This is a genomic window from Cytobacillus sp. BC1816, from assembly GCF_051353635.1.
GTDB classification, from domain to species: domain Bacteria; phylum Bacillota; class Bacilli; order Bacillales; family Cytobacillaceae; genus Cytobacillus; species Cytobacillus oceanisediminis_C.
In genome coordinates, this window is the sequence record NZ_CP195611.1 from 2,838,743 (window position 1) to 2,859,659 (window position 20,917).

Annotated in this window: 21 protein-coding genes; all 21 read right to left on the minus strand. The window is 42.4% G+C overall.

Features of this window, described 5'->3' with window-relative positions; genetic code table 11:
• Positions 1 to 40: 40 nt before the first annotated feature.
• Complete coding sequence (locus ACR42H_RS14545; RefSeq protein WP_436371377.1) at positions 41 to 376, minus strand: DUF1904 family protein; 336 nt, start codon at positions 374 to 376, stop codon at positions 41 to 43.
• 86 nt (positions 377 to 462) lie between these two features.
• Positions 463 to 1,536: an NAD(P)/FAD-dependent oxidoreductase gene (locus tag ACR42H_RS14550; RefSeq protein ID WP_436371379.1), complete on the minus strand. Its 1,074-nt coding sequence runs from the start codon at positions 1,534 to 1,536 to the stop codon at positions 463 to 465.
• A gap of 18 nt (positions 1,537 to 1,554) precedes the next feature.
• Complete coding sequence (locus tag ACR42H_RS14555) at positions 1,555 to 1,866, minus strand: (2Fe-2S)-binding protein (protein WP_436371381.1); 312 nt, start codon at positions 1,864 to 1,866, stop codon at positions 1,555 to 1,557.
• 29 nt (positions 1,867 to 1,895) lie between these two features.
• Complete coding sequence (locus tag ACR42H_RS14560) at positions 1,896 to 2,975, minus strand: NAD(P)/FAD-dependent oxidoreductase (protein ID WP_436371383.1); 1,080 nt, start codon at positions 2,973 to 2,975, stop codon at positions 1,896 to 1,898.
• Entirely contained in the window at positions 2,965 to 3,288 is a 324-nt protein-coding gene (locus ACR42H_RS14565) for a (2Fe-2S)-binding protein (RefSeq protein WP_113884831.1), read from the minus strand. Before ACR42H_RS14565 ends, ACR42H_RS14560 begins: the two co-directional genes overlap by 11 nt.
• Positions 3,289 to 3,303: 15 nt before the next feature.
• A complete protein-coding gene (locus ACR42H_RS14570; RefSeq protein WP_113884830.1) occupies positions 3,304 to 4,104 on the minus strand; it encodes an ABC transporter permease in 801 nt (266 codons plus the stop codon).
• A complete protein-coding gene (locus ACR42H_RS14575; RefSeq protein WP_113884829.1) occupies positions 4,101 to 5,018 on the minus strand; it encodes an ABC transporter permease in 918 nt (305 codons plus the stop codon). Before ACR42H_RS14575 ends, ACR42H_RS14570 begins: the two co-directional genes overlap by 4 nt.
• A 5-nt stretch (positions 5,019 to 5,023) precedes the next feature.
• Positions 5,024 to 6,100, minus strand: a complete 1,077-nt coding sequence (locus tag ACR42H_RS14580) for an ABC transporter ATP-binding protein (RefSeq protein WP_113884828.1) — start codon at positions 6,098 to 6,100, stop codon at positions 5,024 to 5,026.
• Positions 6,101 to 6,116: 16 nt separating this feature from the next.
• A complete protein-coding gene (locus tag ACR42H_RS14585; protein WP_436371386.1) occupies positions 6,117 to 7,202 on the minus strand; it encodes an ABC transporter substrate-binding protein in 1,086 nt (361 codons plus the stop codon).
• Between the two features lie 202 nt (positions 7,203 to 7,404).
• Positions 7,405 to 8,124, minus strand: coding sequence for a GntR family transcriptional regulator (locus tag ACR42H_RS14590; RefSeq protein WP_113884826.1), 720 nt, complete (start codon positions 8,122 to 8,124; stop codon positions 7,405 to 7,407).
• A gap of 911 nt (positions 8,125 to 9,035) precedes the next feature.
• Positions 9,036 to 9,188: a hypothetical protein gene (locus ACR42H_RS14595; RefSeq protein WP_436371388.1), complete on the minus strand. Its 153-nt coding sequence runs from the start codon at positions 9,186 to 9,188 to the stop codon at positions 9,036 to 9,038.
• A gap of 195 nt (positions 9,189 to 9,383) precedes the next feature.
• Positions 9,384 to 9,521: a hypothetical protein gene (locus ACR42H_RS14600; protein WP_436371390.1), complete on the minus strand. Its 138-nt coding sequence runs from the start codon at positions 9,519 to 9,521 to the stop codon at positions 9,384 to 9,386.
• A gap of 190 nt (positions 9,522 to 9,711) precedes the next feature.
• A complete protein-coding gene (locus ACR42H_RS14605; RefSeq protein WP_436371392.1) occupies positions 9,712 to 10,848 on the minus strand; it encodes a mannitol-1-phosphate 5-dehydrogenase in 1,137 nt (378 codons plus the stop codon).
• A 12-nt stretch (positions 10,849 to 10,860) separates the two neighbouring features.
• Positions 10,861 to 12,951, minus strand: a complete 2,091-nt coding sequence (locus ACR42H_RS14610) for a BglG family transcription antiterminator (protein ID WP_436371394.1) — start codon at positions 12,949 to 12,951, stop codon at positions 10,861 to 10,863.
• Between the two features lie 88 nt (positions 12,952 to 13,039).
• Positions 13,040 to 14,953, minus strand: coding sequence for a PTS mannitol transporter subunit IICBA (locus ACR42H_RS14615; protein ID WP_436371396.1), 1,914 nt, complete (start codon positions 14,951 to 14,953; stop codon positions 13,040 to 13,042).
• 158 nt (positions 14,954 to 15,111) lie between these two features.
• Entirely contained in the window at positions 15,112 to 15,567 is a 456-nt protein-coding gene (locus ACR42H_RS14620; RefSeq protein ID WP_436371398.1) for a hypothetical protein, read from the minus strand.
• A complete protein-coding gene (locus ACR42H_RS14625) occupies positions 15,564 to 16,007 on the minus strand; it encodes a DUF2243 domain-containing protein (RefSeq protein WP_166672545.1) in 444 nt (147 codons plus the stop codon). The genes ACR42H_RS14620 and ACR42H_RS14625 overlap by 4 nt, the downstream gene beginning before the upstream one ends.
• Positions 16,008 to 16,121: 114 nt before the next feature.
• Positions 16,122 to 17,264 carry a Ger(x)C family spore germination protein gene (locus ACR42H_RS14630; RefSeq protein ID WP_436371400.1) on the minus strand — a complete coding sequence of 381 codons (1,143 nt, stop codon included), beginning with the start codon at positions 17,262 to 17,264 and terminating at the stop codon, positions 16,122 to 16,124.
• On the minus strand, positions 17,264 to 18,715 hold the full coding sequence (locus ACR42H_RS14635; RefSeq protein ID WP_436371402.1) for a spore germination protein: 1,452 nt from the start codon (positions 18,713 to 18,715) through the stop codon (positions 17,264 to 17,266). Before ACR42H_RS14635 ends, ACR42H_RS14630 begins: the two co-directional genes overlap by 1 nt.
• Positions 18,675 to 19,808 (minus strand): GerAB/ArcD/ProY family transporter, encoded by a 1,134-nt coding sequence (locus ACR42H_RS14640; RefSeq protein WP_436371404.1) that lies wholly within the window; start codon positions 19,806 to 19,808, stop codon positions 18,675 to 18,677. Before ACR42H_RS14640 ends, ACR42H_RS14635 begins: the two co-directional genes overlap by 41 nt.
• 127 nt (positions 19,809 to 19,935) lie before the next feature.
• The gene (locus ACR42H_RS14645; RefSeq protein ID WP_436371406.1) at positions 19,936 to 20,772 is read right to left on the minus strand and encodes a cupin domain-containing protein; all 837 of its coding nucleotides are present in this window, start codon (positions 20,770 to 20,772) and stop codon (positions 19,936 to 19,938) included.
• Between the last annotated feature and the right edge of the window lie 145 nt (positions 20,773 to 20,917).

A 20,917-nucleotide genomic window follows, 5' to 3' on the forward strand; every position in this document is an offset into this window, starting at 1 on the left:
ATAAAAATATAACATTATAATTTTTGCTTCATTGCTTTGCTTAATCTTCCGCAAAACTCTTCCCATTCAAATAATAATCCGCCTCTAAAAAAGCTGAAAATGCGACTTCTATCTCCGGCACCCCAAGCGACTGAACATGGTTCGAAACAATCCCGGCAAATTGGTTTTGAACTGCTTTGCCCCTGTCAAACCACTTTACTTCTATAAATGGATATGCTGAAACCTCTTTTTTATCAAACACAAATGTTGAATTCAAAACTTCCAATGTGAAGTTATCTTCTCCGCAGTCACAAAGCCGAGCCAGGTCTTTAACCAGCTGTGTACTGATCTCTTTAGTCTGATCCACTGATATTCCCCTTATAAACAAATGCGGCATCTTATTTCCTCCAATTTTGTTTACATAATATTTTTCCTGACTACCTTTTAAAAAAGTTATAATATTATAACTTAATATGATTCACTCTAGCCAAACCTGCTTAAAGAATACCTGTCGATCGGAATCGAAGTTTCCCCATCCATGATTAACTCTGTTATAAGGGTACCAATTAAAGGAGATAGTGTAACTCCACTATGGGTGGCGGCTACATAAAGGTTTTCATGGCCTGGCACTTTACCAAGAATCGGAAAACCATCCTCAGGCATTGCCCGGATTCCGGAAAAAGCACGGACAATTTTGGCTTTTCTTAATCCGGGTACATATTGGACTGCCATATTGGCTGTTTCCTGAATCACATCAAGCGTTGTAGCCCGATTAAAGCCAGCTTCTTCCATTGAATACCCCATCAGTACTTCACCATTGTTAGCCTGCCTTAATCCGCTGATTGTAAAATTTAAGAAAGGCTTTAATGGTTCAGACACTAGGATCTGCCCTCTTAATTGATTAACAGGAATCTTAATTCCAAGCATGTCACCGATTTCTCTTGACCAGGTTCCGCCAGCAAGAATAAGGTTTCTACATTCATACGCCCCATTATCTGATACAACTGCATATTTTCCATCGTGCTTTTTAATCTCAGTTACCTTATTATAGGTAGAATAGCGGACGCCATTTCTTTTAGCTGCTCTCATATACATATCAATGAGGCGGAATGGATTGACATTGCCATCAATGGAGCTGTAGGTAGCCCCGGCTACTTCTGGATTCATATAGGGCTCTTTTTCGAGAACTTCTTCCCTGGATAAGACTTTGATTTTGATGCCGATTTTTCGATAAGATTCCGCGAGCTTCTCTGCCTTTTCACGATCACTTTCATTGAAAAATGGTGATAGCCCCCCTGTACGTTTGTATTCTACGTCCCCAATCTTTTTAGACAGATAAGGATAGAGTTCCGCACTGTACATACTAAATTCCGCATACCAGGAAGGAGTTTTATTATGTACCCATACCCAGGCCTGGGTGGATCCGGAGGTGCCTGACATGGGGTATTTTTTATCAAGCACAAGCACGCCTTCTTTGTATCGCTCAGAAAGATGGTAAGCAATTCCGCTGCCCACTACACCTCCTCCAATAACAATTGTTTCATAGTTTGTTTCCAATTACCTCACCTTCCCTTCTTAAATTTCCACCTCATCAAGGACAGATTTGACCGCACTAAAGGATGTACTGTTCGTTGCCAGTGTTTCAAGCTTAATGGGGGATAGCGGCATCCTCATCCTCGGCAGCGGAATCTCTGAAAGTGACAGCCCAGTCTGCTGGTGAATAATTTCTGCCACCATGCTGGTGCAGATTTTAGCCTGGCAAGGACCCATTCCGCAGCGGGTAATCCTCTTAACATCATCAAAGGTCCTTCCGCCATTGCTGATAACTTCTTCCACTTCTTCACAGCTGATTTCTTCACATCTGCAGATGATCGTCGTTTTATCCAACTAATTCACCTTCTTCTCTCTTTTCCTATCTAGGAGATAAATTGATCTTTCAGTATTGGGCTTGTAAAGTTCTCGAGATGTTTGACTCTTCCGCTGTACACTTCTTTGTACTCCAATAATCCGAGTTCTTTCCAAAGTGTCTCTCTCATCTCATTTGCCTCTGCCGAGCGGATTGCCTGTAATTCTTCACATACACTAATGCCGGCAATCATTCCTGTCAGAAGCAACGGCCCCTGAGTGCTGATGCCTGCCGCATTCCCAGCTATAAATACATCCTCCCTGTCGGTTTGGAATGTATTACTATATTGCGGGACCCAGCCGCCCAGCTCCTCATGAAATCCAAAGGAACAGCCCAGCTGGTAAAAAACATCCAGTATGGGCATCCTGCCTCCATCCATGCAAACGAGGTCCACATTCAGGGTAATGACTTCATCAGGCAGTTCAATATCAATTTGTTCCACCTGCCCATTTCCTCTTGCTTCTTTTATAAAACTATTAAAATAAAAAGGAATTCCATTCCTTGATAGTTCACTCACTTTTTCCTGCTCTATTGCTGAAGCTTCACTTTGTTTTTCTATGATTGCTTTCACCCGAGTGCCCACAGCCATCAGCTGCATTGCCGTTTCCATGGCAAAATCACTGGAGCCCACAATAACAGCTTCTCTCCCAGCCATCACAAAATCACGATTGATCAATGTCTGTGCAGCACCGATTGTCATAATCCCCGGCATTGTCCATTTTGGAAAAGCGACGGCCTTTTCAGCCGCTCCGGAAGCCACAATAATCTTTTTTGCTTTTACCGGGAATACATTTTCTTCATCGGTAATTCCGGCACTTCCATCAGCGTAAAATCCAACCACACGGTGGTTCAGGAGCGGCTTTACACTAAAACCCTTAATCTGCTCAATTAGTTTATTTGCCAATTCAAAGCCACGCATGGGTTCATATACAGAAGGAAGCGGACGCAGCGTTTGAGTCTGCTGGTTTAGCTGCCCGCCAAGTTGAGAAGCTTCATCAACAATTGTTACATCCAGTCCCCTTGATGCCGTCTCAATTGCTGCTGATAGACCTGCAGGACCACCTCCGATAATAAGTACATCAGTCTTCATCAATCTCCCTCCTTACCTCGGGGTCTTCCATATTCGGGTATATTCGCATGCCATCTTTAACCACTGTCATGCAGCTCCGTACATGATCCTCACCGTCAATCGTCATATAGCAGCTGCAGCATCTCCCGCGCGAGCAGAATAATCCTCTGGATTGGACCAGCTTTCGGCTGACACCCAATTTCTTAATTCCATTTGCCATTAAGGCGGCAGCGACTGATTGCTGCGAATAGGCCTGATATGGCTGATCATTGAAATAAATGGTTACAGGCTTGAGAAGCTGCCTGCCTAGAACGGGATGTTTCTCAATGTGCATAAAGACCTCTCCTATCTAATTTTTCGAGGAAAACACTTTTCCTACACCAAGCACTCTTTCAATTACAAGCATTAATACAACAGTGAAAAGAATCATGATGCTTGATACGGATGTAATAATCGGATCATATTGGTATTGCATGTATGTGTAAATTCGCACTGGGAGTGTCACAACGTCGGTACTGACAATGAATAAGGCAACTGTTAAATCATCAAATGAAGTAATAAAGGCGAAAATGGCGCCTGCTATCACGCCTGATTTAATAATAGGCAGAGTAATTTGAAAGAAAACTTTCATCGGTCCTGCACCAAGGTTCAGGGCAGCTTGTTCGATGGAACGGTCAAAACCTACTAAGCTGGCAACAACTAGACGCATCACAAATGGAACCGTTAAGATGATGTGACCCAAAATCAATGCAAGCGGGCTCGCAGCTAAGCCAATCCAGGAGTAAAACTGCAAGAGAGCGACACCAAATACAACAGATGGAATCAACAGAGGCGAACCTACTAATTGAACAATCGCTGTCTTCCCTTTAAATTGGCGCCGGACGACCGCAAGTGAAGCCAATGTGCCAATGGCAGTGGAAATAATGGCGGTTCCGAACGCCACAATAATGCTCAGTGTAAAGGACTGCATAAATTCCGGATGTTCAATTAATTCTGTGTACCATCTGAGGGTAAGGCCTTCTGGCGGGAATACAATGTATTCGGTAGTTGTTAAGGAAGAAAGCAATATAACCACGATTGGCGCCAGCAGGAAAATATAAACCAGTAAACAGACAAAGTTAAAGAAATACTTGGACAGCTTCCTGCTCATTGTATGGCCACTCCCTTCTCAGATCTAGCAAGGATTTTGCTGTATGCGATGATTGTAATGGTGGCAATCAGGATAAGGAGGAAGCCAATTGCGCCTCCATACGGCCAATTCAGCATGACAGCTACCTGTTCATACGTTAAATAGGACATAACCTTCACCTGCGGACCGCCAAGAATGGCCGGTGTAACAAATGAGCTGACGCTTAAGCTGAACACCATAACCGATCCGGCGAAAACACCTGGCAAGGTTAACGGTAGCAAAATGGAAAAGAAAGTTCTGAAGGAGCTGGCCCCAAGATTCTGCGAGGCTCTGATGACAGAAGGGTCTATTTTTTCGAGTGAGCCCATGATGCTCAGCACCATGTACGGGAAAAGAACATGCACCATCCCGATGACCACACTCAATTCGGTGTATAAGAGGGTTAAAGGCTGATCAATCCAGCCCAGCTTTAATAGTGTATTGTTGACAACACCATTGTTGGATAAAAGAATCACCCAGCCGTAACAGCGTATAACCATGCTGATCAGTAGCGGGGAAAGGACCAGAAGGGTTAAATAATTCCTGGTTCTTCCTTTTGATCTGGAAATCTGAAAAGCTACGGGATAAGAAATCATGATGGTAATCAATGTTGTTAGAAGAGCAATTTTCACAGTGCGCCAGACTACCCCAAGATAAAAAGGATCTGACATGAATTTGATGTAGTTCTGGAGTGTCCACTCATTTCCCACTCCCGTGCTGGCATCAAAATTTTTAAAGCTTGTAATAAATAAGAAAAACAATGGCAGAAGAAAGAAGAAAATGAAGATCCCCAGCGTCGGAAGTAAAAGCAGCCACGTATCAAGCCGTTTTTTATTCAAATTCTTTTTCTTTTGCTGAAGCAATAAGTCATGTTCCGTTCCGATTCCGGCTTGCATGTGAGTCACCTCGCCATTCTGGAAGGCAGCAGGTCTTCAGGGTTCCAATAAGTGTAGACACTGTTTCCTTCTTTAATTTCGGTGGGATTTAATACGGTATTGGAAATATCTGCAATAAGATGCCGGTCATGTACCTTCAAAATGTATCTTGTCTTGGCTCCAAGAAACATTTTCCTTTCCACCTTGGTTTGAAAAGCCTCATTTCTTTCATTCGATTCGGCTAAGGCGATCTGGATTTTTTCCGGCCTTATGAAAAAGTGAACTTCGGAATTCTTCACGGATGGAACTGAAACGATCTGTTCATTCCCAAAAAAGTGCAGTTTGCATTTCTTATTTTCATAGGTTTCCAGAACTTTCCCCTGAATGTGGTTGACTTCCCCTATGAACTGAGATACGAAATCAGTCTTTGGATGGTTATATATGGATGCCGGATCATCTACCTGTTCAATCCGACCCTCGTACATGACCGCGATCCGGTCCGAAATGGCCAATGCTTCCTCCTGGTCATGTGTGACAAATATCGTTGTAATCCCCACTTGCTTTTGAATATCGACAATTTCTTCGCGCATTTCCTGGCGCAGCTTTGCATCAAGATTGCTCAGTGGTTCATCAAGGAGAAGCACCTTCGGTTTAATGACCAATGCCCTCGCCAGTGAAACACGCTGCTGCTGTCCCCCGGATAGTTCCTTTGGATAGCGTTTTTCATAGCCAGCTAAACGTACCATTTCCAATGCTTCCAGAACCCTTTTGTTTATTTCATTTTTTGGCACTTTACGCAGCTTAAGTCCATAGGCGACATTATCAAAAACCGTCATGTGAGGAAATAAAGCATAATTTTGGAACACCATGCCCATTTCTCTTTTATTGGGAGGAAGCAGGTGAACGGGTTTGCCGTCCACCTCAATCTTCCCGCCATCCACCTCCAGAAATCCTGCTATCATATTCAGTGTTGTCGTTTTTCCGCAGCCCGAAGGCCCCAAAAAGGAGACCAGTTCCCCTTTTTGGATGTCAAGGCTGAGCTTTTTAACTACCTCTGTTTTATTAAAGGTCTTGACCACGTTTTCCAGGCTTAAGTAACTCATTCGTTTCCCCTCTCTTTTAATGGGCTACTTCGATTTCTTTATTGGCCCGTTCTGTCCACTCTGCTCGTTTTGCATTTACAGCTTCCCAGTCGACTTTGATCAATTTGGCAATCTCCTCTTCCCCATATGCCACTTTATCGACGATGTCTCCTTCAAGCTTCACATTCATATTAACCGGACCGTCAAACAAGGAGTTGGCAAATAGAAGCTGAGCTTCTTCATCCAGAACAAAATTGACAAATTCCTGTGCAAGATCCCCATTTGGAGCGTCCTTCACCACACTGACAGTTGCCATCAGCGCTGGAGCCCCTTCTTCGGGAATGACATACTCAATCGGGAATCCGCTATCCTGAAGGGTAAATACCCGGCTGCTTCCCCATGCACTTGCAACTGTCTGCCCTTGCAGGAAGTAGTTTGATACGTCAGCTGTTTTATCAAAAGTGATCGCGTTTTTGGCAATTTCCTTCATTTTTTCAAAGCCTGGTTCAATGTTTTCTTCATCTCCGCCATTGGCAATCGCAGTCATGAGCAGAAAATGAACTCCATACGTATTGGCAATGGAAGGGAGTACGAGTTTTCCTTTAAACTTCGGATCGGCCAAATCATTCCAGGATGTCGGCGGTTCCCAGCCATTCTGTTCAAAGACATCCTTGTTATAAGCCAAGCCGGTTGAGATGATTCCGAATCCAACGCCGACATTATCTTTATCTTTTGCAATATCATAGACATTTGCCAGATTCGTAACAACACTCTCATCCATTGGCGCCAGCAATCCAAACGCCTTTGCCTGTGCCTGCGGACCATCATCAAGGAAAGCTACATCAATTTGAGGATTATCCTTTTGAGCCTGAAGCTTGGATAAGGTATCAACAGAGCTTCCAGTAATATATTTCACCTTTACGCCATGCTCTTTCTCAAACTTTGGGATCAACTTCTCCTTCATCTTTTGCTCATAGCTTCCTCCATATGCCGCTAAAACAAGTGTCTTTTCATCACTTTTTCCTGATCCTTCATCTGCAGAGCTTCCTGTTTGGCCGCTGCATCCTGCAGCTGTGACAAGCAATAAACAAAGCAATACAATTAAATAAGCTTTCTTTTTCAACTCATTTCCCCCTCGTTTATTTTTGCTTTTGTGAACTTAAGGAGCTGTTCTAAGATGAAGACTTGATAAAAGCGATACCCCCTTTATAATTTGGATCAATCTATTTAAAGAGATTGATTTATATATAAAATATAAAGATATAATATTATAACTTTATATCTTTTGTATTTATAAAACGCCCTTTGATATTTCAGCTTTTTTTTTACAATTGAACCTCTGTATAATAAACCTCTTTATCACTGCGGATATAGAATTTAGAGAACTCAATGATGTCTTCCTGCTTTGTGTATGTAGTACGCTCCCACTCAAACACCGGGGTTCCCGGTTCCACATGAAGCAGCTTAGCCTGATGATCAGGAAGAATATATGGCCGGATAAATACCCTGGCTCGTTTTAGTGCTATATGGAATCTATTTTTTAGGATGTTAAAAATTAAGTCGTTATTGATCATTTCAGGTGTAAGCCCCTGACATTTATCTGCCGGAAGATAGGTATATTCCAATGCGAGAGGATCATTATTTTCCACTTTTAATCTCTCAATTTTGATCACCTCATCCTCAGGATCAATCCTTAACTTCTGGGCAATTTCAGAACCTGCTGTCTCATATTTAAAGCTGATCATTTCATGCGGATGTTCCTGTTCCGCACCGGTGGAAAGCGAAATAATGGAATTGAGGTCCTGCTCTTTTGCAGCTCCAGATACAAAGGTTCCCTTGCCTCGCTGTCTGAAGAGATAACCTTTATTCACAAGCTCAATCACAGCTCTTTTAACAGTAATGGTACTTACATCGAATCGATCGGACAGCTCCTGCTCAGTCGGCAGCTGACTCCCCACCTCCCATTGGCCTGAAATGATTTTATCTTCCAAAATCTGCTCTACTTGTCTATAAAGAGGTATATGTAAACTCTTATCTATCTGCATTTATGTATCTCCCTTGAAAGAATATAATGTTATAACTTTATATTATTTTATAATTTATCTGTTTTTTGAATAGTTGTCAATATTTTTTGAAAATTTAATATTTAGCATGAGTACTTCATTTAAACAGCATTGTTATGCGCATTACCATCGGAACTGACTAAACACCAGTTTCTCCTTTCTAGGCTGCTGCTCCTGTTTAAGGCCCCTTCTGATGGCTGGCTTCGGGATTTCCTCTTTACGCCTTTTGATTAACTCCCATCTTGTCGGTTGGATCTGGGATTTCGTCGTTATTCTCTTTGATTAACTCCCAGTTTGTTGCCTCGCTTTGGGATTTCATCGTAATTCCCTTTGATTAACCTCCATTTTGACTGCTGGCTCCGAGTTTTCGTCGTTATTCCCTTTGATTAACTCCCAGTTTGACAGCCGGGCCCGAGTTTTCGTCGTTATTCCCTTTGATTAACTCCCGTTTTGTCGGTTGGCTCTGGGATTTCGTCGTTATTCCCTTTGATTAACCCCCAGTTTGACTGCCGGGCCCGAGTTTTCGTCGTTATTCCCTTTGATTAACCCCCATTTTGACTGCCGGCTCCGAGTTTTCGTCGTTATTCCCTTTGATTAACCCCCATTTTGACTGCTGGCTCCGAGTTTTCGTCGTTAATCCCTTTGATTAACCCCCATTTTGACTGCCGGGTCCGAGTTTTCGTCGTTATTCCCTTTGATTAACCCCCAGTTTGACAGCCGGGTCTGCGTTTTCGTCGTTATTCCCTTTGATTAACTCCCAGTTTGACAGCCGGGTCTGCGTTTTCGTCGTTATTCCCTTTGATTAACCCCCATCTTGACTGCCGGGTCCGAGTTTTCGTCGTTATACCCTTTGATTAACTCCCGTTTTGTCGGTTGGCTCTGGGATTTCGTCGTTATTCTCTTTGATTAACTCCCATTTTCTTGACTGGCTCCGAGTTTTCGTCGTTATTCCCTTTGATTAACCCCAGTTTGACTGCCGGCTCCGAGTTTTCGTCGTTATTCCCTTTGATTAACCCCCAGTTTGACTGCCGGGTCCGAGTTTTCATCGTTACCCTTTGATTAACTCCCATTTTGTTGGCTGGCTCTGGGACTTCGAATTAATTACCAGAGATCAATTCTCCCTTGCCCCCTTATGAAGAAGAAATTTATAGCTTTTATGAATTTTGGGCCTCATGAGCCCTTCATGGCGACTATTTCATCTTCTCTCCTCCTATTTTGGCCTCATGAACCCTCCGTGCCGACTATTTCTTCGGATCTCCATCTATTTTGGACTTCATGAGCCCTCCATGGCGACCATTTCCTACCTCTCCAACCATTTTGGGTTTCATGACTCCTCCATAGCGACCATTTTTCGGCACCTCATCCTTTTTATGCTTCATGAGCTCTCCATGGCGGCCATCCCCCCCGGCTCTCCACCTATTTTGGGCCTCATGGGCCGTCCATGACGACCATTTCCACGGATCTCCACCTTTTTTAGCTTCATAAGCCCTCCATAAGTTCTATTTTCCACCCACCGAAAAACCCCCAAAAAATAAGACTGCCGAACATTTCAGCAGCCTTAGATCCTTTTTATTTTTCCAATGCTTCATACTGTTTCAGTATTTCTTTAGCAAGCTCGCTTGATTCTTCAAGTCCGCATACTTCCTTCAGCACGTAAGCTACTCCGTTTTCTTGAATCATGTCCTGGAGCTTTACTGCTTCTTCGTCTTCCCTGTTATCAAACATTAGTGCCGCAGCAATGGCTTTAGCCAGGTTTGTGTATGATAAGCCTGCTTTTTGTGCCTGGAGTGCCGGGCGAACCAGTCTGTCTTCAGGGCCAAGCTTCCTTATCGGCGAACGTCCGACTCTTGTTACACCATCATTTAAGTGGGCATTTTGGAAACGGCCGATAATTTTATCAATATATTTCTGATGCTCGCTCGGATTCAGATCATATCGATTAATCAAATAGGCACCTGTTTCACGGAGTGTTGCCTGAACCTGATTATAAATTTCTTCATCCGCAAGTGTCTGGTCGATGGTTTCTTTTCCTCCCAGGTATCCGAAATAAGCAATAACGGCATGTCCTGTGTTAACCGTGAACAGCTTTCTTTCGATAAATGGCGCAAGCTCCGGAACAATTTTCATTCCTTCGATATGCGGAATGTCCTCAGTCGTTTCCACAACCCATTCATGGTACGGTTCAACAAGAACATCCAGTGATCCCTGGTTGTTCTGGATTGGGACAATTCGGTCTACTGCGGAGTTTAGGAAGGATACACCCGTCAGATTTACATCGCTGTCAAGATGCTCCATAATATAGCCTTTTAAAAGATCAGTCGCAGAAATCTGATTTTCACATGCAATGACATAAAGCTTCTGTTTAATTCCTGCCTCTGCTCTTGCAGCCAGGCCTTTTGCAATTAATGGGGCAATCCGCGGAAGGATGTTAGGGCCAATCGCTGTTGTTAAGAAGTCTGCCTGCTTAATGGCCTCTATCACTTCATTCTCCTGTTTCATATTATTCAATCCTGAAACATTTTCAATTGTCATGGATTCCTGTATATCTGCAGCCAGCAGCACTTGGTATTGTTTTTCTTCGTTCAGCTGATTAATGATTTCGTCGGCAATATCAACAAAAGTTACATGGTAGCCTGACTGTGAAAATAGGGCTCCAATAAATCCTCTTCCTATGTTCCCTGCTCCAAAATGGACTGCTTGTTTCATCGAATCATTCCTTTACTGATTTATTTTAAAATGAGACTGCAGGTATTCTGTAAAAATTGATTCTAGCTTCTTGTAAATCATGTCTTCATTGGCTGAAGAAAAAATTAGAATCGCTTCCTCTGTCTCAATGATATTTGTGCTGATTAAGCTTAATATCTCCTGCTCTCTACTGCTTAGATCGAACGGTGCCAGCATGAGCAGAAGGTTTTTCAGAATAACATCTCTCCCGTCCATCCCCTTTACCATGCATGGCTCAGGCAGGTGGGCAATCTGAAAAATAAGTTCACGGACATTTTTACTGCGGGCATGAAAGAGAGCCATATTGGTTTCAGGTATGCCAAGCCCGCCTTTTTGTTCCCGCTCCCTTAATGACTGCAGGACATCTTCAGCATTCGTCAGCAAATTATCTCCTTCGGCATTCACAAGCATTTTCCTAAGAATCTGCTCCTGGCTTTCTCCTCCATCCATCCGGTAAAAACGGAAGTTATGAATAAGAGACTCGATGCTCTCCTGGATTTCTCTTACTTCCTCAAGCATTGCGGATAAAGAAAGGTTCTTCTGTTCAGCCTGTTTGAACCCATCCCCCGGCTGATATTCTTTTCCCTTTGTCAGGCTTTCAATATTGTTCTGCAAGTAGCTTTTTATGGTAAGAATATTTTCATCGCTTAAGAGCGGATTCACCAATATGTACTCAGCATTTATAAAAGGAAGTCTGACTGTAGAAAGGATTAAATCATAATCTTTTAGATCAACACCCTCTGAAATTTCCTTCATCGACTTGATTTCGATCACATCAATTTCAGCTGCTTCTTTTTTCAGCCTGCTCTTTAGCATCTTGGATGTGCCGATGCCTGTCGGACAAATCACAAGCGCCTTAATGGAAAGATTCTCTTCCTGCATGACCAGGGCTGAGCCAAAGTGAAGAACGATGAAGGCGATCTCGTCATCGGAAAATTGATCAATATCAGTAAATTCCTCTACAAGACTATTTTTCACAGCCATGAACAGAACCGGATATTTGCGCATAATTTCTTCTTTTAGCGGGTTATAAGATTCCATATTCTGTTTTATGCGGAATATGGATGGCTCCATGTGGGCCAGCAGTCCCTGAAATAAAGAAAAATCCTTGGTTAAATCCACATGCAGCTGTTCCGAAACAGATTTAATCACATTCTTGATCATTTGGGCGAGCACAAGGCTGTCATATGGAAAAGCCTCGGCTCCGCTCAATTTGGTCCCTTTAAGTATTCGTGCGAGGTATAGGACATCCCCTTCTGAAAAAATGCAGTTAAATTTTCGTTCCAGCTTGCTTGTTATCTGCTGCATCAATCCGTATTCCACTATAACTTCCTTTTCAGGAAGGGTATCATTCTGATCCACAAAAAGCTGTTTTTGAGTCCTCTGCAGTGAAATGCATACATGCAGCACAACCTCCAGATAACCACTATCAGCAAACCGGGCAGGTGCACCAGAAAAAACAGTCTGTACAATACTGTTCACCTGAAAAAGATAATCCGGTTCAAAGTAATGAAGGACCCTTTCTTCACCAAGCTTCCTTTTTTCCAGCAAAAATAGTTTCTCAATTAATTCTTCATGAAAATATTGAAGGAAAAAATGTGCTAGTGCTCTTCGTTTATTTGCTTCTGATCCGTGAAGCTCTACACCGACTCCCCGTTTTCTCGTAGGCTGGACCTGGAAAACGGATAGCCATTCACCAAGTTCATCCAGATAGGCTGACAGGGTAGCCGTACTGATGCCGAGGTAGCTTGCCAGAACCTGAGTCTTGTATAAGTCTTCTTCCAGAATAGCTATTAGAAGGCGCAGTTTCTTTTCCTGAGGAGGCTGGTCGATCGGTTCACTGCTGGTCAAATGCTGGATCAGCCGGAAAATCTGCTCATTTTTCCCTTCAATAGCAAGGCCCTGATTTAAATTCCGGGTTAACTTCAATTCGAACTCACTGACAATTTTCTCAACTGCCTTTAAATCCCTCTGAATCGTTCTCGCACTGACATTTAACGAAGATGCAATCGACAATGCCGTGTGTTTACCCGATGTTTTTATAATCAATTCAATAATGGCTTTTTCCCTCGATGTAATATACATGAGATCAGCTCATTTCTAAAATTAGTGACAAAAACACTGAATAGAAAAGCGCAGAATGACGCTTTTCTATTCGGAAATAGCTTTAGTATTATTTTTTGCCGATAATATCCATAATGGTCTGTACAGATTCAGCCGCAGCCAATTTTTCGATATTATCCATGTCAGAACATGTTACCGCGATCCCTGATAGTATTTCAAGATGTGTACCGTCTTTGCCTGCAATTCCGAAGATCAGACGGACCTTTTGGCCATCGAAATCAACACCATTTGGCACCTGGATAACGGTAAAGCCGGATTTGATCACAGCCTTTTTGGCTTCTTCGGTTCCGTGCGGGATCGCAACGTCATTCCCCATATAAGTGGAAGTGATATTATCACGTTCAATCATCGCTTCAATATAGCTTTCTTCCACATAGCCTGCATCCACAAGCACTCTTCCTGCAAAGCGGATCGCTTCATCCTTATCAGCAAACTCTTTGTTCAGGAATATATTTTCCGGACGCAATAAATCGTCATCATGAGCCATCTCTTCGTCCTGGATATCAGGAACATTATCTTCAGCATCTTCAACGATTTCGTGAAGTTCTGAGTTAGCCGGGAACTGAAGTGCGCTGATCAGCTTATCATACTCCGGGCTTGATAGGAAGTTATCAACCGATACATGGAATGCATTCGGCACTTTTTGGCGTGCCCTTGGCGTCAGTTCTTCCTGGGTAATGACGATTTCGGCATCTGCTGGCAAATTAGAGATTGCTGTATTCGTAACAGCAATGTCCATGCCCGTTTCCTTTACCTTTTTGCGGAGAAGTGATGCACCCATGGCACTTGAGCCCATTCCTGCATCACAGGCAAAATAGATTTTGGATACATTATCAGGCATTGCAGCCTGACCGCCTTCAAACACGTTGGATACAGAGCTTTTCTTGCCCTTCATTTCCTGCATCTTTTTCGCAGCTTCTTCAATATCTTCTTCACCCTGCTTGCCTGTTTTCATTATAAATGCAGACACGATGAATGAAACAGCAGCAGCCACAAGCACACCTGCGAAGTTTGCAATATACGCACTTGCATGATGAGGCGTTACAGCCGTAATGGCGATAATGCTGCCCGGTGATGACGGAGCGAATAATCCGCCGCCTAAAAGAACCAGTGTGAACACGCCGCTCATACCGCCAAGGATGACAGCAATAATAAGCATCGGACGCATTAAGATATACGGGAAATAAATTTCATGAATCCCGCCGAAGAAGTGAATGATTCCGGCACCTGGTGCGGATTTCTTTGCATTGCCTTTTCCAAAGAACATGTAAGCAAGCAGGACACCGATACCAGGTCCAGGGTTTGCTTCAAGCAGGAACAGAATGGACTGTCCTGTTTCTTTTACCTGTTCAACGCCGATTGGCGAAAGAACACCATGGTTGATGGCATTGTTCAGGAATAATACTTTTGCCGGTTCAATCAGTATACTTGTAAGCGGAAGCAGCCCTGTGCCAATCAGCCAGTCAACACCGGCTACAAGCCACCCGGTGAAGACATCAACTGCCGGACCAACTCCCTTGAACGCTAGGATTGCAATGAACGCACCAAGAATTCCTGCTGAGAAATTGTTCACGAGCATTTCGAATCCTGCACGGACTCTGCCTTCAATCATTTGGTCAAATTTCTTAATCACATAGCCGCCCAGAGGACCAATAACCATGGCGCCAAGGAACATAGGAATTTCCGCGCCTGCGATGACCCCCATAGTCGCGATGGCGCCAACAACGGCACCGCGCTGATCATGTACAAGCTTACCTCCTGTATAACCAATAAGAAGAGGAAGCAAGTATTTAACCATTGGATCGACCATTTTGGCAAGGCTTTCATTTGGGAAGAAGCCAGTAGGTATAAATAAAGCTGTAATAAGACCCCATGCTATAAAAGCAGAGATATTCGGCATAACCATTGAGCTCAGAAAATTACCGAACTTCTGTACAGCTACTTTTAGATTAGATTGAGCCATGTACACTCATCCTTTCAAAATATAGTACTTTATTATTAATGGTAATGTACAAACGGGCTATACTCAACAAAGGAGAAACCTAACTTTGTCGCGCCGCGGATGACAAAACTGCGGTTTCTTATTTAGCAGCTGACTGTTCTTGGTTCCACCCTCTTCGCTTACCGGTCCACATCTATAGTTATACTGGCCTTCACGGGTTTGCCGCGGGACATTAAAGCTCCGTGATTGTTCGAATTAAGTGACACGGTAATTTCATTTTTTCCCTCCTTCAGTTTGCCTATATGGTAATACTCTCCGTATAAACGGCTGATTTTCTCTCCATTTATGTATAAATGTGCATGGCCCTCATTATAGCTTGGATGGGTCTCACCAACTTTTTCAGGCGCAAAAGAAAAATGAAGCAGCTCCAGCCTTAAAAGCCATGTATTTGGTCCGTCCGGGGCAACACTTATACTGACAGCGGGAATTTCATGATCTTTTGGGATTTCCACATAGCCATGACCCATATGCTGGTCTGCCCCCGTCTGGCTGTGGGGATTCTGACTTGTGTAAAAATAAAAGAAACCTAAAAAGATGATGAAAAAACTGATAAAGCTTCCTGCTCTTTTCATCATGCTTCCTTCTCCGACCGCTTGATCATAAGCCCAATGATGACAAGCAATAATCCAATGGCTAAAAAGGCTAAATCATAGAATAATGGATTTTCGGCTAATGGTCTGACACGATGAACCTGGAGAATGTGATGGTCCACAATTCCTTCGACAAGGTTAAATATGCCTCCCCCAATAAAAATACCGCCAACAAATATCTTCCAGCTTGTGCCCAATTCATTATTCCGGGCATCCTGAAAAATTTTCATTCCTCCCCAAAGCAGCTTGGCAGAAAATAGAGAAGTGAATAAGCCATCTGTAAAAATTTCCAGCTGGATATTTGGGCTCATAATCATATGATGCCATTGAAGCAGCTGATGAAATACGATGCCATCAATCGCCCCAATAAGACCTAACCCAAGGATTAAACCAGCTATAAATAGGTTTTTATTTTTCTTTTTCATAAAGGCACCCTCCGAAAACATTCATATTTCGATTAGTGCCCAAAATGAAGGGGAATTATTCCTATCAATAATGATCAATAATTATAGGAAGAGACATTCCGCCTCTTCCCAGCCTCATTGATTATATTTATAGCTGTTGAAGTTAAAAATCTGAACCTTTACCTGGATATCAGTAAGGGAGTCCTCTTCCAAATAGAAGCGGCCTGTTTTTTGTAATTCCGCAAATTTCTCGGGATGCATTCTAAACCAATTCTCACCGGCATTCAGATAATCAATCTTATTTTTCACTCCATCCAAATATAGTGTTCTAAGTTTCGTTTTTATTTCCTCTTCTACCAGACTGGTTAATCGGTCCATGGAAATGTCCTGTACTTTTTCCAGTAAATCAGCTCGAATGGATAAATCAATTGAAAATTTAGGGCTGGAGGAACCTTCTTCATATTTGATTTTAAGCTTCGGGCTTTCCAGCTTTACTGCAGCAGCCAATTTATCCTCTACATCTACTCTTTCATCTACAGCAATATACTTTTCCATCAGCCAATTGAGAAATAAGGAATCCTCAAAAGCTAGTTCCTTCATATATTTTCTGTTTTGAAAAACTGAATAGCCATCAAAATATAATACCGGATAGTCCTTGTCTGCCTTCCAGCTTGTTTTATCAATTTTAACGGAGGGCAGTTTCGCTGCATTCATCGGCTCATAATATTCCCGCAGAAAATTCATTAATGCTACCGGCCTAATTTCATTTTGCGCAACCTCATAAGCATCCTTTTTAAATAAAACGGTGTATACCGCTGGATAATTAAACAAGGCATTAGTATTTAGAACCTCCTCAATTCCTTCGTCTGTTGTTACGACATGAAGCGTAGGGCGAATAGAACGGTTCTTTCCAATCTCCTCCACTACTTCCTGAAATTTGTGCTGTACAATCCGATTTGTGATGACAAGAGTCTTTACATGGCCAAAATATAAGGGAGGTTCAGATACTTTATACAGCTTTCGCACAGCTAAATTTAACGTTTCTCCCTTTGCCGAAGCCACAAAAATAGGGACTGGCTCTGCCGATTTTCCGCCTTCCTGCTTAGCAACATTTAAGAAATTTAAACCCTGGAGATATACTGTATATTCATCTTTTTCGTCATCATAATCCATGCCGATTGAAACAATATAGGTTAAATCCTGTATATTCTTGATGCCCGAACATCCTGAAAGCATTAGAACGCATACGGCAATCATCAGAATCACACTTCTGGCCATTATTTCTCCCCTCTCGTGGGATCATCAGGGCTGGTGGTCGTGGATCGGGTTTTATAAAATTGTACAGGCATCATCAGAAAGGCCTTTATGCTTTCTCTCCAGCTGATTGGTGCTACAGCTGAGAGGTATGGAACTCCAAAGGATGAGAGCGTCGAAAAATATAAAACAGTGATAATATAGCATAGGATGACCCCAAACAAGCCTAAAAAAGTACTCATGATGATGACGAAGAATCTAACAATGGTTATGGCAGAACTAAGGGACTGACTCACAAGGGTAAAAGATGAAATATACGTAATCGCCGCAACAACCAGCATCGTTGGAGAGGTTAATCCTGCTCTAATAGCGGCATCCCCGACAATTAAACCTCCCAATACGGCCACTGTCTGTCCAATGGCTCTCGGCAGTCTGATTCCTGCTTCATTAAAAAGCTCAAACAAAAGGAGTATGATGAACATTTCAATTGGCGCACTCAATGGCAGGCCAAATCGCGACACTGAAATGGTGGCAACCAGCAGGTATGGAATCTGTTCGATATTGAAGGCGGAAAAAGCGATCCATACTCCCGGAAGAAAGCCCGACACCGTTATCCCAATCATTCTAATAATTCTCTCCATACTGACAAATGCATAATTCATGTAATAGTCTTCAGGTGATTTAGTCTGCAATAATAAATTGACTGGGGCATAGGTTACAGTTGGATTTCCATCCACCAATATGGCGAACCGCCCCTGATTCAGTGCCTGAACGATAAAATCCGGACGCCCGGTATAATCAAGACTGGGAAAAATCGAATAGGGCCGATCCCGGATTAAGGAGTCGAGTTCATGGATGCTCGTCAAGATGTCAAGCTCAACCTTCCCTAGCCTTTTATGAATCTCTTCAAGAACACACTTATCAATAATGTCCTCAATATACATAAGAGCCACTTTTGTTTTGCTTCTTTTTCCGAATGTATATTTTTCTACACATAAAGAGCTGGTATTGAGCCTCCTGCGGATTAAAGAAATATTGGTCTGCAGATCTTCTACAAATCCATCCTTTGGGCCTCTAATGGAAGTCTCAAGTGCAGATTCTTCAGGCTGCCTTTTTGGAAGATTTACTGCCCTAATACTTAATAGGTCCTTATCAGCCAGGAACAGAAAATTCCCCTCAAAAAGCATTTGAGACAAGTCATCAATTGACTTATCCGTTACAAGGTCAGCTTGAAATAAAGTCCTGAGCTTATCTTTTGTTAGGCCCTCCTTCTCGGCTGCCATCATCGGCAGGATATATTGATCCAAATATTGAGTATCCACCAAGGTATCAAAATATAATATTTCAAACTGATCTTTCTCTGTAACATGAGCTTTGCTCACAAAATCTCCGTTTTTGCAAAATTGCTGTTTTAACTCTTCAGCCTTTTTCACTTTAGGTTGAGGATTGGACTTTAGAATTCTTGTTCTTGCCATGTTTCTCATCCCTTTTCTTCAAAACTAATACAATCAGGGCAGACAAAAGGATATAGGACAGAAAAAACACCATACTTACAGGAAGATAATACTTATAGATAAATTGATAAAAAGTGTGGGTTTCGATTTTAACGCTCATCATTCCAAACAAAACTACGTATAAAGTAAGGACCAATTTGGGATTCAATCGATAATGTTTCTTTTTGACTTGAAAAAATGCACCTATTAAATACATAAATAAGCCAATTCTGATCAATGCACCGCTCAGCCACTGATATAAGGCGAGAAAGTCCAGATGAGAGATGTACTCTCCAATGCTTAAGACCCTCCATTGCTCATGGGCAGGGTAAAGAAATTTCGTCGCTTCCACAGGGCCAAATTCCATGATCGAGGCTGTAAGCGGCCCCAGCGTTAATCCTGTCAAAAGCGTTAAAAAGAAAACTAAATGCTTGAATTTAAATGGGTTCTGTGAATATGGCTGCAGTAAGAGTATGATATAAACCTCAAGCAAGCCCGAAAGAGTATAGATAATACCGCTAATGAAAGGTTCTATACCATCAGCAAATAAGGGAAACAACAGGCTGGGGTCCTTCAATCTGGTGTTTGTAATAGAAATAAATACTCCGAAAAGCATCACTAACGGCAGCAGTACTCCGCTTGATATAGCCATATATTTCACACCGGCAAGCGTCATTATGAAACAAACAATTATTAACATAATGTTAATCATTAATACAGAGGTATCTGCCAGGAAAAACGCATTTAACCAAATCATTAAGTCTCTGAAAGTTATATAAGAGCTCGTAATTAAAAAAACAATAACGGGAACCGATAAAAGTACGGAAATCGTCCTTCCGAGACGCTGTCTCAGCATGGAAAAGAATCCTTCATCAGATGAGTTTTTAAGTATGTAGTAAATAAGCCACATGAAAAAAAGCGAGATTGGATAAGCGGCAATCACACTCAGCCAGCTGTCTCTTCCGGCAGCGGTCAATAAATTCGGAATCAAAATGACATGGTTAAGCAAGCCTGTGGACAGGATGAGCAATAGAAACAGTTGTCTGGGTATTAGGACTTTAACTAAATTTTGCATAACTTTCTCCAACTATTAGTTTTATTAAGTATCCTTACCAGACAAGAGTAATTTATGTAATGCAAATTAAAGAGGGATGAAACGAAAGCGAATGTCGCATGATCGCTTTTGATTCATCCCTTTTCATTTAATTTCCGTGCTGATGCTCTTCCTCAGCTGCCATGGCATCTGCCTTCGTTTGATGCACCGTTCCAAATGGATGCTGGGGCGGTGCATAAATGGAGTATAGCTTGAGTGGTTTACTGCCTGTATTGATGACGTTATGATATTTACCTGCAGGGATTACAATTGCGAAGTCATCGGCAACTTTCCGCTGAAAGTCCAACCGATCCTTGCTGTCCCCCATCTGAACGATTCCTTCCCCCTCTTCAATTCTTATGAATTGATCGAGTTCAGGATGAATTTCCAGGCCGATATCCTCTCCTGGATTTATGCTCATCAATGTCAGCTGCATATGCTGACCTGTCCATATCGCCGTCCGGAATGTGTTATTCTGTTTTGTCGCTTCTTCTATATCAACGACAAATGGCTGTGGGCCATAATCGGTAATCCGGTCATTCAGTGAAACAAGCCGCGCTGCATTTTCCTGTTCCCCTGTCATAGCCCAAATAAACACATTTTGAACTTGCGGAAGCTGTGAAAGTGCGGACCCTCGCTGATACTCCTGGAAACCCTCCATTTCCAATTGATAAGCCCTATGCAAGCCATCACGATAATGAGGAATGGATACATCGCCAATCTGATACTCCGGCTGGGTTCCCGTTAAATTGTAATAAAGGTTGCAGAAATGGGTTAAATGAACTTTCTTTCCTTCAATAGCCTGAATAATATTTTGTTTATGCTCTTCATTAGGGGCTTGTTCTGCGAGCTGAGAATATAGCTCAAGTACCGAAGCTTCCCTTTTGACTCCTTCAAGGACCGTTTCACAAAGCTGCTGAAAATGATCCTGATTGCTTCTTAACATGTTGTCAGTATGAAATACAGGTGCATTTACAAAAGGGTAATATGGATAGGAATACGCATTAGGATGATACAATACATGTCATTCCCTTCACAGATTTATCAACACATCATATGCCTATAAAAAAAGAAGGTACGTTAATTTCTCA

Bases quoted from the DNA above. Each gene is read 5' to 3' on its own strand.
- ACR42H_RS14545 (WP_436371377.1), bottom strand. From the start codon at position 376: ATGCCGCATTTGTTTATAAGGGGAATATCAGTGGATCAGACTAAAGAG.
- ACR42H_RS14560 (WP_436371383.1), bottom strand. From the start codon at position 2,975: ATGAAGACTGATGTACTTATTATCGGAGGTGGTCCTGCAGGTCTATCA.
- ACR42H_RS14565 (WP_113884831.1), bottom strand. From the start codon at position 3,288: ATGCACATTGAGAAACATCCCGTTCTAGGCAGGCAGCTTCTCAAGCCT.
- ACR42H_RS14570 (WP_113884830.1), bottom strand. From the start codon at position 4,104: ATGAGCAGGAAGCTGTCCAAGTATTTCTTTAACTTTGTCTGTTTACTG.
- ACR42H_RS14575 (WP_113884829.1), bottom strand. From the start codon at position 5,018: ATGCAAGCCGGAATCGGAACGGAACATGACTTATTGCTTCAGCAAAAG.
- ACR42H_RS14580 (WP_113884828.1), bottom strand. From the start codon at position 6,100: ATGAGTTACTTAAGCCTGGAAAACGTGGTCAAGACCTTTAATAAAACA.
- ACR42H_RS14590 (WP_113884826.1), bottom strand. From the start codon at position 8,124: ATGCAGATAGATAAGAGTTTACATATACCTCTTTATAGACAAGTAGAG.
- ACR42H_RS14595 (WP_436371388.1), bottom strand. From the start codon at position 9,188: ATGAAAACTCGGACCCGGCAGTCAAACTGGGGGTTAATCAAAGGGAAT.
- ACR42H_RS14600 (WP_436371390.1), bottom strand. From the start codon at position 9,521: ATGAAGCATAAAAAGGATGAGGTGCCGAAAAATGGTCGCTATGGAGGA.
- ACR42H_RS14605 (WP_436371392.1), bottom strand. From the start codon at position 10,848: ATGAAACAAGCAGTCCATTTTGGAGCAGGGAACATAGGAAGAGGATTT.
- ACR42H_RS14610 (WP_436371394.1), bottom strand. From the start codon at position 12,951: ATGTATATTACATCGAGGGAAAAAGCCATTATTGAATTGATTATAAAA.
- ACR42H_RS14615 (WP_436371396.1), bottom strand. From the start codon at position 14,953: ATGGCTCAATCTAATCTAAAAGTAGCTGTACAGAAGTTCGGTAATTTT.
- ACR42H_RS14620 (WP_436371398.1), bottom strand. From the start codon at position 15,567: ATGATGAAAAGAGCAGGAAGCTTTATCAGTTTTTTCATCATCTTTTTA.
- ACR42H_RS14625 (WP_166672545.1), bottom strand. From the start codon at position 16,007: ATGAAAAAGAAAAATAAAAACCTATTTATAGCTGGTTTAATCCTTGGG.
- ACR42H_RS14630 (WP_436371400.1), bottom strand. From the start codon at position 17,264: ATGGCCAGAAGTGTGATTCTGATGATTGCCGTATGCGTTCTAATGCTT.
- ACR42H_RS14635 (WP_436371402.1), bottom strand. From the start codon at position 18,715: ATGGCAAGAACAAGAATTCTAAAGTCCAATCCTCAACCTAAAGTGAAA.
- ACR42H_RS14640 (WP_436371404.1), bottom strand. From the start codon at position 19,808: ATGCAAAATTTAGTTAAAGTCCTAATACCCAGACAACTGTTTCTATTG.
- ACR42H_RS14645 (WP_436371406.1), bottom strand. From the start codon at position 20,772: ATGTTAAGAAGCAATCAGGATCATTTTCAGCAGCTTTGTGAAACGGTC.